At 50.0% G+C, this 14,474-nt stretch carries 19 protein-coding genes and 1 pseudogene; 1 reads left to right on the plus strand and 19 read right to left on the minus strand.

The genetic code is table 11. The features are described from left to right. Positions 1-18 precede the first annotated feature (18 nt). From ACTNB8_RS08695 to ACTNB8_RS08775, 17 genes and pseudogenes are all read right to left on the minus strand, one after another. On the minus strand, positions 19-1,224 hold the full coding sequence (locus ACTNB8_RS08695; protein WP_118496677.1) for a phage major capsid protein: 1,206 nt from the start codon (positions 1,222-1,224) through the stop codon (positions 19-21). A gap of 393 nt (positions 1,225-1,617) precedes the next feature. Continuing rightward, positions 1,618-2,181: pseudogene (locus ACTNB8_RS08700) on the minus strand (head maturation protease, ClpP-related); the annotation flags it as partial. Beyond that, the gene (locus ACTNB8_RS08705; protein WP_441053887.1) at positions 2,178-3,587 is read right to left on the minus strand and encodes a phage portal protein; all 1,410 of its coding nucleotides are present in this window, start codon (positions 3,585-3,587) and stop codon (positions 2,178-2,180) included. The pseudogene ACTNB8_RS08700 and the gene ACTNB8_RS08705, both read right to left, overlap by 4 nt. Continuing rightward, on the minus strand, positions 3,587-3,802 hold the full coding sequence (locus tag ACTNB8_RS08710; RefSeq protein ID WP_441053888.1) for a holin: 216 nt from the start codon (positions 3,800-3,802) through the stop codon (positions 3,587-3,589). The genes ACTNB8_RS08705 and ACTNB8_RS08710 overlap by 1 nt, the downstream gene beginning before the upstream one ends. A gap of 80 nt (positions 3,803-3,882) precedes the next feature. Beyond that, positions 3,883-5,205 carry an RNA-binding domain-containing protein gene (locus ACTNB8_RS08715; RefSeq protein ID WP_195255028.1) on the minus strand — a complete coding sequence of 441 codons (1,323 nt, stop codon included), beginning with the start codon at positions 5,203-5,205 and terminating at the stop codon, positions 3,883-3,885. Positions 5,206-5,314: 109 nt separating this feature from the next. Next, the gene (locus tag ACTNB8_RS08720) at positions 5,315-6,940 is read right to left on the minus strand and encodes a terminase large subunit (RefSeq protein WP_441053891.1); all 1,626 of its coding nucleotides are present in this window, start codon (positions 6,938-6,940) and stop codon (positions 5,315-5,317) included. Beyond that, on the minus strand, positions 6,940-7,419 hold the full coding sequence (locus tag ACTNB8_RS08725) for a phage terminase small subunit P27 family (RefSeq protein ID WP_441053893.1): 480 nt from the start codon (positions 7,417-7,419) through the stop codon (positions 6,940-6,942). The genes ACTNB8_RS08720 and ACTNB8_RS08725 overlap by 1 nt, the downstream gene beginning before the upstream one ends. A gap of 74 nt (positions 7,420-7,493) precedes the next feature. Further along, the gene (locus ACTNB8_RS08730; protein WP_441053895.1) at positions 7,494-7,652 is read right to left on the minus strand and encodes a hypothetical protein; all 159 of its coding nucleotides are present in this window, start codon (positions 7,650-7,652) and stop codon (positions 7,494-7,496) included. 11 nt (positions 7,653-7,663) lie between these two features. Continuing rightward, on the minus strand, positions 7,664-8,881 hold the full coding sequence (locus tag ACTNB8_RS08735; protein ID WP_441053896.1) for an ATP-binding protein: 1,218 nt from the start codon (positions 8,879-8,881) through the stop codon (positions 7,664-7,666). 168 nt (positions 8,882-9,049) lie between these two features. Further along, positions 9,050-9,334: a hypothetical protein gene (locus ACTNB8_RS08740; protein ID WP_441053898.1), complete on the minus strand. Its 285-nt coding sequence runs from the start codon at positions 9,332-9,334 to the stop codon at positions 9,050-9,052. Positions 9,335-9,625: 291 nt separating this feature from the next. Beyond that, complete coding sequence (locus ACTNB8_RS08745) at positions 9,626-9,910, minus strand: hypothetical protein (protein ID WP_118574023.1); 285 nt, start codon at positions 9,908-9,910, stop codon at positions 9,626-9,628. A gap of 135 nt (positions 9,911-10,045) precedes the next feature. Further along, on the minus strand, positions 10,046-10,252 hold the full coding sequence (locus ACTNB8_RS08750) for a hypothetical protein (protein WP_441053900.1): 207 nt from the start codon (positions 10,250-10,252) through the stop codon (positions 10,046-10,048). Between the two features lie 127 nt (positions 10,253-10,379). Continuing rightward, positions 10,380-10,571 (minus strand): DUF6900 domain-containing protein, encoded by a 192-nt coding sequence (locus ACTNB8_RS08755; protein ID WP_182434458.1) that lies wholly within the window; start codon positions 10,569-10,571, stop codon positions 10,380-10,382. A 170-nt stretch (positions 10,572-10,741) separates the two neighbouring features. After that, complete coding sequence (locus ACTNB8_RS08760) at positions 10,742-11,188, minus strand: hypothetical protein (RefSeq protein WP_441053902.1); 447 nt, start codon at positions 11,186-11,188, stop codon at positions 10,742-10,744. A gap of 210 nt (positions 11,189-11,398) precedes the next feature. Beyond that, the gene (locus ACTNB8_RS08765) at positions 11,399-11,659 is read right to left on the minus strand and encodes a hypothetical protein (protein ID WP_441053904.1); all 261 of its coding nucleotides are present in this window, start codon (positions 11,657-11,659) and stop codon (positions 11,399-11,401) included. A 15-nt stretch (positions 11,660-11,674) separates the two neighbouring features. Continuing rightward, a complete protein-coding gene (locus ACTNB8_RS08770; RefSeq protein WP_441053906.1) occupies positions 11,675-11,881 on the minus strand; it encodes a hypothetical protein in 207 nt (68 codons plus the stop codon). 139 nt (positions 11,882-12,020) lie between these two features. Further along, positions 12,021-12,197, minus strand: coding sequence for a hypothetical protein (locus tag ACTNB8_RS08775; RefSeq protein ID WP_441053908.1), 177 nt, complete (start codon positions 12,195-12,197; stop codon positions 12,021-12,023). Positions 12,198-12,406: 209 nt separating this feature from the next. Between ACTNB8_RS08775 and ACTNB8_RS08780 the strand changes: the two genes are divergently transcribed. Further along, positions 12,407-12,652: a hypothetical protein gene (locus tag ACTNB8_RS08780; protein ID WP_441053909.1), complete on the plus strand. Its 246-nt coding sequence runs from the start codon at positions 12,407-12,409 to the stop codon at positions 12,650-12,652. 199 nt (positions 12,653-12,851) lie between these two features. Here ACTNB8_RS08780 and ACTNB8_RS08785 read toward each other — a convergent pair whose 3' ends face one another. Beyond that, a complete protein-coding gene (locus tag ACTNB8_RS08785; RefSeq protein ID WP_107000231.1) occupies positions 12,852-13,043 on the minus strand; it encodes a hypothetical protein in 192 nt (63 codons plus the stop codon). Next, positions 12,979-14,208, minus strand: coding sequence for an ImmA/IrrE family metallo-endopeptidase (locus tag ACTNB8_RS08790; RefSeq protein ID WP_441053912.1), 1,230 nt, complete (start codon positions 14,206-14,208; stop codon positions 12,979-12,981). The genes ACTNB8_RS08785 and ACTNB8_RS08790 overlap by 65 nt, the downstream gene beginning before the upstream one ends. Positions 14,209-14,474: the final 266 nt, after the last annotated feature.

Consider the following 14,474-nt stretch of genomic DNA (forward strand, 5'->3'; position numbering starts at 1 on the left):
CCTCCTTTCCAGACTTTCTTAGCCCTGCGGTGCCATCTGCAGAAGCTGTACGGCTTCCGGCAGGATCAGCTTGCCATCCACACGCTGGGTGGTCAGGAAACCGACCTGATCAGTACGGGCATACAGCTCGTTCAGACGGCGGAAGGTGCGGTTCTGGCGGTCAGCCACCCAGTAGTAGCTGTAATCGCCAAAGGCCATGACCTTGCTGCCACCCTTGATCTCCGGCATGAAGGCGGAAGTCTTCAGCGGACGGTTCAGCAGGGTATCCGGCTTGCCGATCTCCAGACCCGGCTTCCAGATATAGTTGCCGTTGTTGTCCTTGATGGTCATCAGCTGCAGCACCAGGGCTTCGTTGCAGAGGAACTGTGCCTTCTTGCGGTACGGAGCCTTCAGTGCATAGTAGAGCTTGAAGATCTCATCGAAGGTAACGGCATCCTTCTGGGCAGCGGTCACACCGACCTTGGCACCGCCGGTCTCAGCCAGCAGACCCAGAGGCTTGCCCACACCGTCACCGGTGATAAAGGCGCGCTCTTCTGCGTTGCCCATACGCACACCGAAGCGGCGGGCAATATAGGTGGCGAGGTCAAAAGCGGAGTCGTTCAGCAACTCATTGGAGATCTTGATCATAGTGCCCAGCTTGTATGCAGACAGCATGGTCTGGCCGAAGGTAGTATCGCTCTCCGGAATCTCCTCACCCTCATCGATCCAGCTTGCCTCACCGGTATCCTCCGCGATAGGGATCTTACGGGTGCCGGAGCTGGTGCGGATGACCGTTGCCAGACCACGGAAGATGTTGTTCTCCTCCAGTGCCTCCACCAGCTTCTTCTCGAACTCATCGGGAACGGTAAAGCCGCCCTCGGTGTCCTCACCCACAGACAGGGCATTGCGGACCTCGCCATAATGGCCGCGGTTGCGGATCATGTTCCAGAAGTTCTCAGCATACTCGGCAGTGGCGGTCGGCTTGACATCCTTCTTGGCACCGTTCTTCGGGTCAGCATGGACAGGACTGGAAGTCGGTGCGGACAGCTGTGCCTCGATCTGTGCCTGCTGCTCCAGACGCTCGATCTCTGCACCCAGGTCCTTGACCTCCTGTGCCATCTTGTTGTACTGCTCCACGGCCTCAGCCTTTACCAGACCGTTCTCGCCGCGGTTCTTCTCCAGAAAGTCCTTGGTCTGCTCCCAGAGAGTGTTGCGCTTGGTGCGCAGTTCCAGAATCTTACTCATAGTGTTTGTCCTCCATAGATTGATTTGTGGTGATATAAAAAACAGCCTGAATGCACATCACTTCATGCACTCAAGCTGTTTCATCAGGATATTGTAGGGGATGCTGCCATCCTCGGTCTTTCCGTCCAGATCAAGGACAGGGCCAGAATTGGCAGGTGGTTCGGCCGGAGGTGTCGGCTCTGCAGACGGTTTCGGGTCAGCAGGCGGCTCCTTCGGCTCAGTGTGCTTCTGACCTACGTCTTCCGGCTTCACCCCCAGACGGTTCAGGACGATTAGATCCATCTGACGGCTGGAGAAAAGGTGCCCTGCCGTATCCTTCTGGAACGGCTTCTTTTCTTCGCCCTCGCCCGGTTCACTGTCAGGGTCTTCTTCCGGATTTTCCGGGTCTGCCGGGTCACTGTCCGGCTCCTCCTCTTTCTTTGCAAAGAGGATCTCGTCTGCGAAGCCCAGCTCCACAGCCTTCTTCGCATTCATCCAGGTCTCATTGCTCATGAGGTTGGCAATACGGGCGTGGCTGAGTCCGCTCTTTGCAGCATAGGCATTGATGATGCTCTCCTTGACTTCGGTCAGCACCTCAATGGCTTTCTCCATGTCCTTGGTGTTGCCCATCGCAACCGTGCTGGGGTCATGGATCATCAGCATGGCAACAGGACTCATCTGAACAGTATCACCGGCCATTGCCACAACAGATGCAGCAGATGCCGCAATTGCATCGATCTTGACCGTGATGCTGCCCTTGTAGTCCTTAAGCATGGTATAGATCTCGGCAGCGGCAAACACATTTCCGCCCGGACTGTTGATCCAGACGGTCACATCCCCTTCGCCGGATTCCAGCTCATCCCGAAACATCTGCGGCGTGATCTCATCGCCCCAGAATGATTCCTCATCGATGGGGCCTTCCAGCCGGAGGATTCTGGTATCGTCACTGTTTTTGATCCAGTTCCAGAATTTCTTCATCGGGTTCTCCTTCCTTCATTCTTTCGTGGCTTACTCTCACTCAGCCGGTTATCGCTGTCAGGTTCTTCTTCCGGGTCTTGTTCCTCTGGCTGTGTCTGTTTGGGCTGATTCTGCTGGACTGCGGCAGCTTTATTCTGCTGTGCCACTCCTGCATCTTTCAGCTTCACATAGCCTCCGTTCAGGTAGTAGTCGTCACCGCCCTCCTCTGCCGGGATGAGGTCCATGTTCTCCAGACGATGCACATCATTTGGAGAGAGGAAGCCGTTGCTGATGCCGGTCGCATAACCGTTCATCCGGCTCTGGTAGTCACCACGAAGCAGACCGTCCACATTGAATTTTGGAAAGTAGGTATCCTGCTCCTCCTCCAGCAGCAGATCCTTGATGATGCCCTGCTCGATGCGGACAAGCCACGGGGTCAGGGAGTGCATCACGAAATTCAGTGACTGGTATTCAATGTTGGAGAATGTGGCTCTGGACAGATCGGCTACCAGATGCGGAGGCACACGGAAGATGCGGCAGATCTCCGTCACGGAAAACTGCTTCGTTTCGAGGAATTGGCTGTCCTCTGGCGGAAGAGAGATTGGTTTATAGGACATGCCCTCTTCCAGCACTGCCACACGATGGGCATTGGCTGCACCGCCATAAGCCGCTTCCCAGCTATCACGGATACGGTTCGGGTCTTTCACAACGCCGGGATGCTCCAGCACACCACTGGGCTGTGCGCCGTTCTTGAAGAAAGAGGAACCGTATTTATCTACCGCAATGGAAGTACCGAGGCTGTTCTTCATCATGGCGATTGGCGAGAAACCGATCAGACCATTAAAGCCAAGCCCCGGCACATGAAAGATCTCGTCCCGGCGGAAGTAGATGTCCTTGTTCTGCTCTCCCGGAACTTCATCCGTGTATGCGTGGTAGATATAGTAGAGCTCGCCACTTTCATCTCGGTCAACTTCGACATTTTCCGGTAAAAGCGGATACAGACCCAGTACCGTGTTCTTGCCATCCCGGACGATCTGTGCGTAGGCGTTGCCCCAGAGAAGCAGATGGGTCATCAGCGTTTCCCAGAAAACAAAGGATCTCATCTCCGGGTTTGGCTGGCGATATAAAATCTTATACAGCGGATGATCCCGTGCCTTTTCCTTGTTGCCGTTATCGTCCGTCACCCGATACAGATGCAGCGGCAGTGCCGCAATGGACTCTGCCAACAGGCGGACACAGGCATATACCGTCGGGATCTGCATGGCAGCTTTTTCATCCACCTGCTCCCCGGCATTGGAACGTCCAAACACAAAGGTCTGCCCGGAATCTCGGACGTTATCCGTGACCTTCGGCAGACCTTCTTTTGGCTGTTCTGTTTTGGGAGAATCCCTTGGGTTCTCAAACCCCATCCATTCCCAGAATCCCATTAAGCCTTATCCCCTTTCTCCAGTTCCGGCAGACCGGCAAGGCTGGTACCGAGGGACGCAACACCTGCCACGATCACTGCACTGCCAACTGCCATCCAGTCCACAGTTCCGCCGGGCATCTGGGTCACGACCAGAGCCGCGCCGGTCTGGAACATCGTCTTTGCAGCACGGATGCCGGCTGCCTTCCACCATTCTGTACTCATCAGATACTTCATAGTTCTTGTCCTCCAAAATCAAAAATGACATAAAAAAAGCACCCTGACTTTCGCCAAGATGCTTCTTCGTACAATGATATTTATTTGGTAACGTAGGTACTCAGCCTTCCGTTTCCTTTTTGCTCAAGTTTTCCTGCTTCGCAAAGTTCTTTAAGCAGTCGGAATGCCTTCGTTGTTCCTGCACCAATCAAATCCTCTACTTCTTTTCTTGTGATGCTGCCATTTTCCTGCGCATATTGAACAATAAGTTGCTTCTGCTCATTCAGCGAAATATCCTCATCCGCATTATCCGACACTTGCACTTCGTTGTTTTGTTCCTCGTTCCTATTCGGAAGTGTCACACGGAAAACTCCTTTTGCCGTTTCAAACTCCGGTTGAAATGGACAAGTTTTATACGCACGTTCGATTTTTCCGATTCCTGTGCCGTAGCTCTCAATCAATCTCATGCGGTAGAAAACAGCCGCAAGATTTGGATTTCTCGATTGTGAAACGCCAAGAAAAATGGATTTCAGCTCCAAACCAGATACAAGACCTCCAAGAGAAACAAATTCAATTCTGTCCTCATAGACATTGACCAGATTGCTTCCACTAAAAGAATAATCGCGATGAACGATGCTGTTCAGCAAAGCCTCTCTTACAGCTTCCTCCGGATAATCTCTCCAATCAGTTCGATCCAGCCCCGAAAATGTTGCTTTCGTTTTGTTGACTAAATCAATAAACTGATAGACATCTTCAAGCTGCTTCAAAATAGATCCTGTAAACTCCTTTCTATCTCGGAATAGTTCTTTGTCCGTTCCTTGAAAGAGAGCAACTTTCGTTGTTGTCTCACACTGATCCGATAGCAACAGCGCAAGATTTGTATACAGGCCATCTTCACCGATCAGTTTGAGAGTTCGCATTTGCGATGGCCCGATTTCAATCGACCTTCTCTGCATCTCTGTTTGGAGAGTATAGAACGTCAATTCTTGATTCATACTTCTACACAGTTCAAAAGACCTGCCGCTGTTTTGGAGAATCATTTCCCGGATTCCTTCCTCAGTCATTGGCTGTGTAGAACTTCCTTTTCTTACATACACACCGCCAGGTTTCAAACCTTTTTCACGGAGATAGTACGGTCGATTCGTTCCGGTTGTCACATCAATTTCGATAACCTGCTTCTCTTCTATTTCAACTGTGTTGACTCTAACAAACGGCATTATGTCTGGTGCCAGGGAATCTTTCAAAGAATTTACGATTTGGAGCATTACCCCATCAGGATCGCCGATACCTAGAACCGCTCCATCTTTTCTGACACCGACATAAACCGTGCCGCCCTCTGCATTTGCAAATCCCATCACCTCTTTTCGGATGTCAGGGACATACTCTTGCTTAAATTCGATATTCTGGTTCTCGAATGCTAACATCTTCTGCTCCTTTCTTTCTCGTTTCTTTCTCGTTTCTTTCTTCTTTCTTTCTCATTGTAAGAGAGAAAGAAAGAAAAGTCAAGAGGTGCAGAAACAAATATTTTGTCGATTAGAAAACGATCATGTCACGTTCATCGTAGACACTTCCCTGCTGCTGTCCTTCGTTTCGGATGCAGCGGTCCAGTGCCATGATCGCAGCGACGATACCATCGATCTTCTCCGGCGATTTTGCCTTTGTCGGCTTGATATTGCCTGCCGGGTCGGTATCCACGACCACATTCCCCGCCATCCATGCCATGACCGGGTTGCCGCCGTGGGTAATACGCCCTTCCATCAGGAGCTTGTAGAACTCTTTGGTAGGCGGGCTCATATCTTTAAAACCCTGACCGAAAGGCACGACCGTAAATCCCATCCCCTCAAGGTTCTGGGTCATCTGCACCGCACCCCATCGGTCAAAGGCAATCTCCAGAATGTGATAGGTCTTACCCAGCTCCTCAATGACCTTCTCAATGAACCCGTAGTGAATCACATTTCCCTCGGTCGCCATCAAGTAGCCCTGCTGATACCAGACATCATACGGAACGGATGCCCTGCGCACACGCTGGGGGATCGTATCCTCCGGTATCCAGAAAAATGGAAGCATGATGTATTTCTCTTCCGGGATTCTGGGCGGGAACATCAGCACAAAAGCCGTGATGTCTCCGGTGCTGGACAAGTCCAGCCCTCCATAACAGTCACGGCCTTTGAGGGCTTCCATATCGATTGGCTGGTTGCCGAGGTCATAGATGTGTTCCGGGATGAACCGGGTCAGCGAGGATACCCACATATTCAGACGGAGCTGCTTGAACACATTCTCCTCTGCCGGGTTATCCAGTGCTTCCTGGTACGCATCCCGGACACGCTGGATCTGAATGGTCTGTCCGAGGGAAGGATTGGCTTTATACCAGTTGACTTCATCGTGCCAGTCATCTTCATCTGTCAGTCCATAGACCACGGGGTAAAAGGTGTGGTCGATCTTACGGCCAGCCAGCAAGTCAAGGGCTTTCATGTGGAGCTCGTAGCAGATGCTCTCCTTGTCCGTGCCAGCCGTGGTGATCAGGAAGAACAACGGCTGTTCACGGGCATCACCTGAACCTTTGGTAAGGACATCGTAGAGTTTTCGGTTTGGCTGGGCATGAACCTCATCCAGAACAAGACCTGACACATTCAAGCCGTGCTTCGTACCAACTTCGGCAGACAGAACCTGATAAAATCCTGCGTTCCCGTAGTTCACGATGCGCTTGGTGGCTGCCATGATCTTGCACCGTTTCAAAAGTGCCGGGGTCATCTGCACCATCTGATGGGCGACATCAAAAACGATGGATGCCTGCTGGCGGTCAGCTGCAGCACCATAGACTTCGGCAGATGGCTCATTATCGGCAAAAAGCAGATACAAGGCCACCGCAGCGGCAAGCTCGGATTTTCCGTTTTTCTTGCCGATTTCGACATAAGCCGTGCGAAACTGACGGTTCCCTTTTTCGTCCACGATGCCGAACACATCCCGGATGATCTGCTCCTGCCACGGAAGCAGCCAGAACCGCTTGCCCGCCCACTTGCCTTTGGTATGACGCAGGTTTTCGATAAAAGTCACTGCCCGGTCTGCTTTTGCGGCATCGTAATGGCAGCTGGGAAGTATGAACCGACTTGGTTTATAGTCCTTCAGTTTCGGATAGTTTTTCGGTCTGCACTCTGCCATCAGCTTCCACCTCCTCCCAGCAGATTCTCCATCTCATCAGCTGTATCCGTAGGACCGCCGTCCGAAGCAATGATCCGGCTTCGGGAGGACGGGGTCAGACCGAACTGCTCTGCAAACTTGTTCATGATCTTCAGATAGGTCTGGGCGATAGATACCTGCGGCACTTGCTGCCAGTACCCAGACGGGGTCTTGACGATGGTGCCATGCTGGGTGATGAACTCCTCCGCCTCTTTCCATCGGGCATACGCTTGACAATAACCGGCAAAGGCAGCCATATCTACTTCGGTCAGGATGCCGATGGCTTCCATCTGTTTGGCAAGTCTACGCCATTCTTTCTTTGCTTCCGGCTCCAGCCACTTTGGACAGGCCGGTGCTTTCTTGTTAGGCTTCGGTTCGCTGGTGTTCAGCGGATGCTTGCCCGGATTGCCTTCCAGCTCCTTCATGGCGGTCGGCTTTGGTTTTCTGCCTCTGGTAGCCATTGGCTTCCCCTCCCTTCTTCAAAAATGGGTAAAGAAAAAGGACCTCCGAAGAAGTCCTTGATCTTATGTTCTATTTACGCCGTTTCGTATTTTTCTTTCAGCCTTTCTGCCTTTCTCGCATTAAGGTCATCTTCTTTCAGAATCCCGGTAAGAGATTCCGTGACACTTTTGCCATCCGTTTTCTTATCATTACTATCAATCTGCTGTTTTTGACTAATTTCCACTTCACGCATATGCAGATTCCTCATCCCAAAAGCCAGTCGATGACATTCACAACTTTTATGCCATCGTAATTTCCGAGTGAAAAACGATCCAGTGTCAGGACAATCTTTTCATAATTATCCTGAATGCTCCGCAGCGGTCTCATCTCTCTCTCAAAGGTTTCTTCCGCCGTCATATCAGCAGTTACCTGATAATAGGTAAGCACACCTTCCTTCTGTGTCACAAAGTCGACCTCAGTAGAACCATATTTTCCGATGTTGACTTTGCCGCCCCTTCGTGAAAGTTCAAGATACACAATGTTCTCAATGGTAAATCCAAGATCATATCGTTTTCTCGGAAGAATGTGGTTTCTGATTCCCATATCTACCATGTAAAACTTATTGTTGACCTTTAAGAGCTGCTTCCCCGCAATGTCAAACCGCTCCACAGGATAAAAAATAAAAGACTCTGTCAGGGCTTCCACATAATCGCTGACTGTGTTTTGAGATACTTTTCTACCCGCTGAGGTCAGATAGTCGGTTATACTTTTCATTGACACCGGGCTGCCGATAACGCTTGCCAGATACCTGGCAATTGTCTTTAGTAACGCAATGTCTGTGATTTTTCGTTTTCCACCTTCTTTTTCTCTTCTTACCTGCCGCTGCTCGATATCTTTTACAATAACGGTATTGTAGATTCCCTCTAAATACTGATCTATTTTTTCATCCGTGCGGTTCATTACTGCCACATACGGAATTCCACCAGTTTTCATAAACTCTGCAAAAGCTTCCTCTTTTGCCATACCTGTCACCGCCATATACTCACGGAAAGAAAGCGGCAGCATCTTGATCTCTGTGTACCTTCCTGACAAAAGCGTTGCAAGCTCACTTGACAGCATATATGCATTGGAGCCTGTGATATAAACGTCCACATGGTCTCTGATATAAAGGCTGTCAACCACTTTCTCGAATGATGAAACTTCCTGAACCTCATCCAAAAAGATGTATGTCATCTTATCTGCACACAAACGTTCTTTGAGGTAATTGTACAGCTTCATATAATCTTTTAAAGGTTCGTAATCCAGATTTTCAAAATTGATGGAAATAATCTGTTCTGGTGTAACTCCATTCGCTAAGAGTCTCTGCTGATACTGTTCCAGAAGTACAGATTTTCCACAGCGGCGGATTCCGGTCACGACCTTGATCTGCTGCTCGTCTTTCCATGCCCAAAGCTGGTCAAGATATTCTTTTCGTTCAACCATATCTGCATTCCTCCTTTTTTCTCAGTATAGCATATTATACGCAGAATATCAAATTATTTTCCCATTTCGGAAACTTTTATTTCATTCGGCTTAATATTTTCCAATTTCAATAATACATCGGATACGAGGCACAGCCCCCTGCGGGGCGTGTGTCCTTTAGGTTTTTGGTTATGCGTTGGGGTTGGATTCCTTCCAAGCCTCGTATTCATCGACCAGCTCCGCTTCCTCGATGACCTGCCAGATGCTGCAAAAGCGGCTTCTCTGCTGCTCGATTTCCTCTGCCGTCCAGTCTTCCGGCTTGCGGCTCATATCGTGGTAGGCATCCATCTCCGCTTTCGTCCGGAAGAAAAGGATCTGCTTCAGCTTCAGCGTCTCCTCATTGTTCCGCAGGCTGTACCGCCTGTCCTCTGCCGCCCTGCAAAGGCTTCCGAGGTCGTTGCAGCTGAGGGTCATGTCCTGCTTGAAGCGATCTCGATGCCAATCAGCTTCTTCTCGGTGTCGGCTTCCTTAATGTTCTTGAGGTAGGTTTTTGCTTTGTTCGTCATGGTCTGTATCCTCCGTGTGTTTTGTTTTCTGTAGGGCTTTTCCCTTCGTTGTGACTGTATATTACCGTCACCGCTCGGACATAGCAAGCGGCTATGCTGCACGATCATACACACCTCTTTTTGTCGGATTTATGTGTATTTACACGCCGGAGAAATCCGCCACTACGAGCAAAAGCCCCCGAAGGAGCTCTGCCCTTTTTCAGTGTGCGTTCTTGATGCACCACTCGATCGCGTGACCGGCATCCGTGTAGGTCTCATCGGAAATCTTCAGAAGCTCCAGTCGGCACTCAATCGGTGACCAGCCTTCCTCTGGGTCTTCGACAAATCCGTATACCGCTCCCTCCAGCATGCCATTCCAGTTCATCTGGGCAACTAAAACCCGGTCACCGAACTGCATGATGCTGTCGTAGCAAGGTCTGAGTCGGTCGTAGAAACTCTCAATGCTGATGTTGTTTTCTGGAAAGTCGATCAAATGCTTTTTCATGGTGAATTCCTCCGTGTTTTCGTTTTTCCCTTGGGGCTTTCCCCTTTCGGTATGTGCATATTACCGTCAGGTGCAAAGGATATCAAGCGGCTAAAGTACACGATCTTCTGCCCGGAATACCAGGCAGAATGTACGTCACTCTGCGTCCTGCTCCATGAGTTCCACAATGGTGTTGTAGAAGAACTGCGGGTCGTATGCCAGCGGTTCCCGTCCGGCTTCCTTATCCATCCTGATCTGGTCTTCCACCATATCCTCTGCATCCTCCAGCGTGAAGGCATCCTTATCGCTGTCATCCATGTGGTTGTAGATTTCCACGATGACATCCATCATCCGTTCTTCCATGTGCTTCTCCTCCTGGCGCATCCACGCCGCCACATCTGCCCCTATCTGGGGCGTTGTCGGTTCCTTCGGATTGTTTTGCCACCCGTGGCACAAGCCCCTGTGTGGGGCTGTGTCGGGGGCTGTCGGTTTATCTGTTCATCCGTCCCAGCAGGTAGGCTTCCTCCATTGCTTTCTGGATGCCCCAGACCGGAACCTCAATGAAGTCCTCGCTGTCATTGTCGCGGGCTTCGAGGTCGCCCCGGCTGTCTACCGCTGCCATTAGGCGCTTGGCGATCTCCAGCAGGGCTTTTTCTTCTTCCTTGGTAATGTTCTTCTTCATGGTGGTTTCCTCCGTTTTTCTTGGTTTTCCGTTTCGATATGTGCATATTACCGTCTATGTCACACACTATCAAGCGGCTATACTACACAAAGATAGCCACCCGGAACTGTGCGTATTACAGCAGAAGAAAAGGGCTGCCGTTTCCGGCAAGCCCCGTGTGTTTCTCTGGCTTAGTAGTCTTCTTCCTCGTCGTAGTCCTCTTCGTCCCAGTCATCTTCTTCCTCATCCCAGCTGTCATCCTGGTCTTCTTCCTCATCCTTGAAATCCCACATATCTTCGGTCGGCTGGTTTCTAAGGTCTGGGTTCTGCTCGACATAGTCGGCAACCGCTCCGCAAAGGATGTCCAGAACCTTTTCGTAGGCTTCCTCGCTGTAGACTGCCCAGGCATCTGCAGTCAGCTTTGCGATTTTGTCGTTGCCCTTGGCTCCAAGGAACCGCCCTGCAGGGTTGCAGGTTTCCTTGCCGTAGCCGATGCCCAGCTGGTCGCCGTCGTTGTAAAAGCGGTATCCGATGCGGCTCATTGCCCTTACCAGCTCCCCTGCGAGGCTGTCTGCCTTGCCCGTCTCCGGTACCAGTTCCTTGAAAAGTTTATTGATGCGTTCTTCGTTCTTCGTCATTGTCGTATCCTCCAGAATGTTGTTTTCGGTTTTTCTCCCTTTCGGTATGCACATATTACCGTCACTTTCGCACACTATCAAGCGGCTAAACTACACGATCATCAAGCCCTGTAATTGTCATATTTATGTGCTTTTCATGCCAGCTTTCGGAAGACAGACACGAGCAAAAGGCTGGTCATTTCCAGCCCCTTGCGCCTGTCGGTCTTGCCTTTAGCGGATGATTTCGAGGTAGCTTACGTTGCCCCAGCAGTCCGTTCCCTTGAAGCGGATGTGCTTTTCGTTCTCCCTGTCGAGGGTGAATTTCCGAAGGAGCTTCATCTTCTGGATGCGGTTCAGAAGGTCCTTGCCGTTCTTCGCATCCTCAACGGCATCCCTGATCTCGACCACTGCGCTGTCGCTTCCGTACCAGAGGTTGCTGAGTGCCTCCGGAATTCCGTTTGCAAGGTAAAGGTTGATTTTTGTGTAGGTCATTGTATTTTCCTCCTCTCAGAATGTCATCGTTTCCAGAATCTCATCCGTGCCTGTCTTCCAGTCGTGGCGGCTAAGTTCGATTTTGCTGTACATCTCTGCGCTGTCCGGCTCATCGAAAAGCCGGAAGCATTCTCTTGCCAGCTCCTCGCTGGTGTGCTGCTGGATTTCATCCGGCTGTCCATCCAGCCGTGTAAAGGTGATCTCGTAAGTGTAGCGTTCCATGTTCTTTGCCCCTTTCGTTTTGGTAGCTGTATATTACCGTCACTGCCGGACACTATCAAGCGGCTAAAGTACACGATCATCTGCACCCTGATCTGGTGGATTTATGTGTTTATCCGGGGAGGTTTCCCTCCCCGTTTTCTTAGCTGAACATCTCTGCTGTGTCATCGTCGATCCAAAGGTGCATGCCGTCTGTTTCCATGATCGCATGGTCTTCATGAACCTCGGTGATGATTCCTTCCCGGCTTCCGCTTCCATCAAATTCGTTCCAGTGCCATGTTGTCTTTCTTCCTTTTTCCCATGTTCTCCAATCAGCCATTCTGCTGTCCTCCTTTGCTTTTTGTAGCTGTATATTACCGTCACTGCCCTGTGATAGCAAGGCCATAAAACGTCATATTATCAACGATCTTTGCCCCTCATGTTTGGTACATATATAACCCCTGATTGACTTGCTATATATGTGTTTCTGCGGCATTATACACACAACGAAAGCAAAGAAAACCAAACCAAAAACGGAGGACAAAAACCATGAAAAAGACCATTACAGAAGTTGAAACCGCAATCGAAAACCGCATCACAGAGCTTGAAGAAGAATACGAGCTGGACATTTACGACCGCAACGACATCCGGGAAGAAGAATACCAGAAAGCCGGATGGCGGCACGATCCTTTCCCAGAGGAGCTTGAGGAAGAAGACGAAGAAGAGGATTGGCACTACCACAGCATGGAGGAACGACTGAACGAGGTCGGCATGAGCATGAGGGATTTCTTCTAAGGAATCCCCCAGAGGCTCCCCAGCAGAGGCTGGGGCTCTGCCTCGTATCCCCGGTTTTGGTTTGGTATGATACACAAAACCGCTGCCAGATGTTTGTGTACATTATGGCGGCGGTTCTCCTTGCTATTGTTGCTTTCCAGAGCTAATATACAGTAAACTGGAAGGAGGTTCTCATTCTTTTGAGGCCCCCATTTTCCGTCTAATCGGCCTCGCCCTGCATTGCCTGATGCATCACCCTGCGGTTATGCGCTCTGGCTTTCTTTTTCAGGTCCCTTTTCCATCTGCGGATGGTCACCGCCTTACAGTGGTTTCTTGACCATTCGTATTCATCCAGAATGTATCTGCCGCCGTGTTCCCTCTCGCCATAAGCCGGCATCTTTCTGTGTCCCATAGGCTCCTCCTGTTAAACTAAGCTCAATCATACGGTATTTTGCCATTTGATATGATACTTCATACCGCTCTGCTAGCCCATCTACAATGGCTCGAATATTCTCTGGTGTCTTTTTCCAATTGCACTGCTTCAACCTATCTTCGACATAATCGATCACATCATTTCGCTCAAGCAGCAGATAAGCTGGAAGCTTTTCACACTGCAGCTCCATCCAATCGAGCGCATCATTCTTGTGATGGTATCGTCTGTTCTCCCTGCGCCGGCTGGAATATGGTGTGTACTTTCTCCCTGTCATCATCTGGAGCAGGAAGAACCATCTGTCCAAATACATATGGCAGCATTCATGTGCAATCGTACTATTTCGTGTTGCGGCAGTTGTGCAGTTATCTTGATTGACCAGAATCGTTCCGGGTCGGATTATCTGGGCATAAGTTTTTCCACTGTCATCAATCAGATGCGCTTCGCCGTAGTTGTAGTAAAGCTGTCCCATCACCGTCTTGTCTGCAAAGCGAACATCCAAAACCCGAAGTCCCATCCGCCTTGCCAGTTCCTCACTGCTCACTACTGACGCATCCCCACCGATCTCCCTCTTCGCCTCTGGGAAAAAATCATCCAGAATCGCATGGGCAACCGTCTCGTAGTCGCTGTTATATAAAATCGGTAGAAGATAGTCATTAGTATCAAAGGCAAATCCTGATAGCGCCGGGTCATCTTCCCAATCTTTATATACCCAGACGAGCGGACCAATGCAGCATTGGTGACACACTCGCAAATCGAAAATATATCTCAGCCGAAAATCTGCACTCTCATATCTTGTTTCGCCATCCTTATACTGTCCTTCTAACCTACTCTGCAATATCACATCGACCACAGTCCTGTCTGTTGGTTGCTGTAGCTTTGACAGTGTTTTTAAGTACGACCACAGCCGAACCTTCATTCCCTCGGCACCCGGCAACACTCCTGCTTCTTGAATCTGCTCTGTCTCCGTCCTCACGTAATTTTCTAAAACCGTCTGAAAATCCGCATGAAAAACATTCTGCAGTACCTCTGCCACAGAATATGGCTGGCAAATATCTGTCCGCTCTACCTTTTTTCCGTACGTTACGGGTACTGCAACTGCTCCGGCCCCCTGCCCTACATCAGTATCCAATATCTCATAGTGCAATTCTATCACCCCTCAGAACATTCGTTTTGCCTCAATTATACACAGCATGGATACCGATTTCAATAGTAAAGCACAATATCTTTTATCTATTTTCCATTTTGTTTCTCTTGAACGCACAATAATGTTGTGCTATAATAAAGCTGTCAGATACTGAGGCTGAATTGGAAAACTGACTTCCAGTTTGCAAAAGTAAACCCCTGTTCCTAAAAGTTCTTGCAAGACTAAATTCCGGCATATCAAGAAATCATGATTTTAGCGGAATTTAC

Source organism: Blautia sp. HCP28S3_G10 (genome assembly GCF_052065235.1).
GTDB lineage: Bacteria > Bacillota > Clostridia > Lachnospirales > Lachnospiraceae > Blautia_A.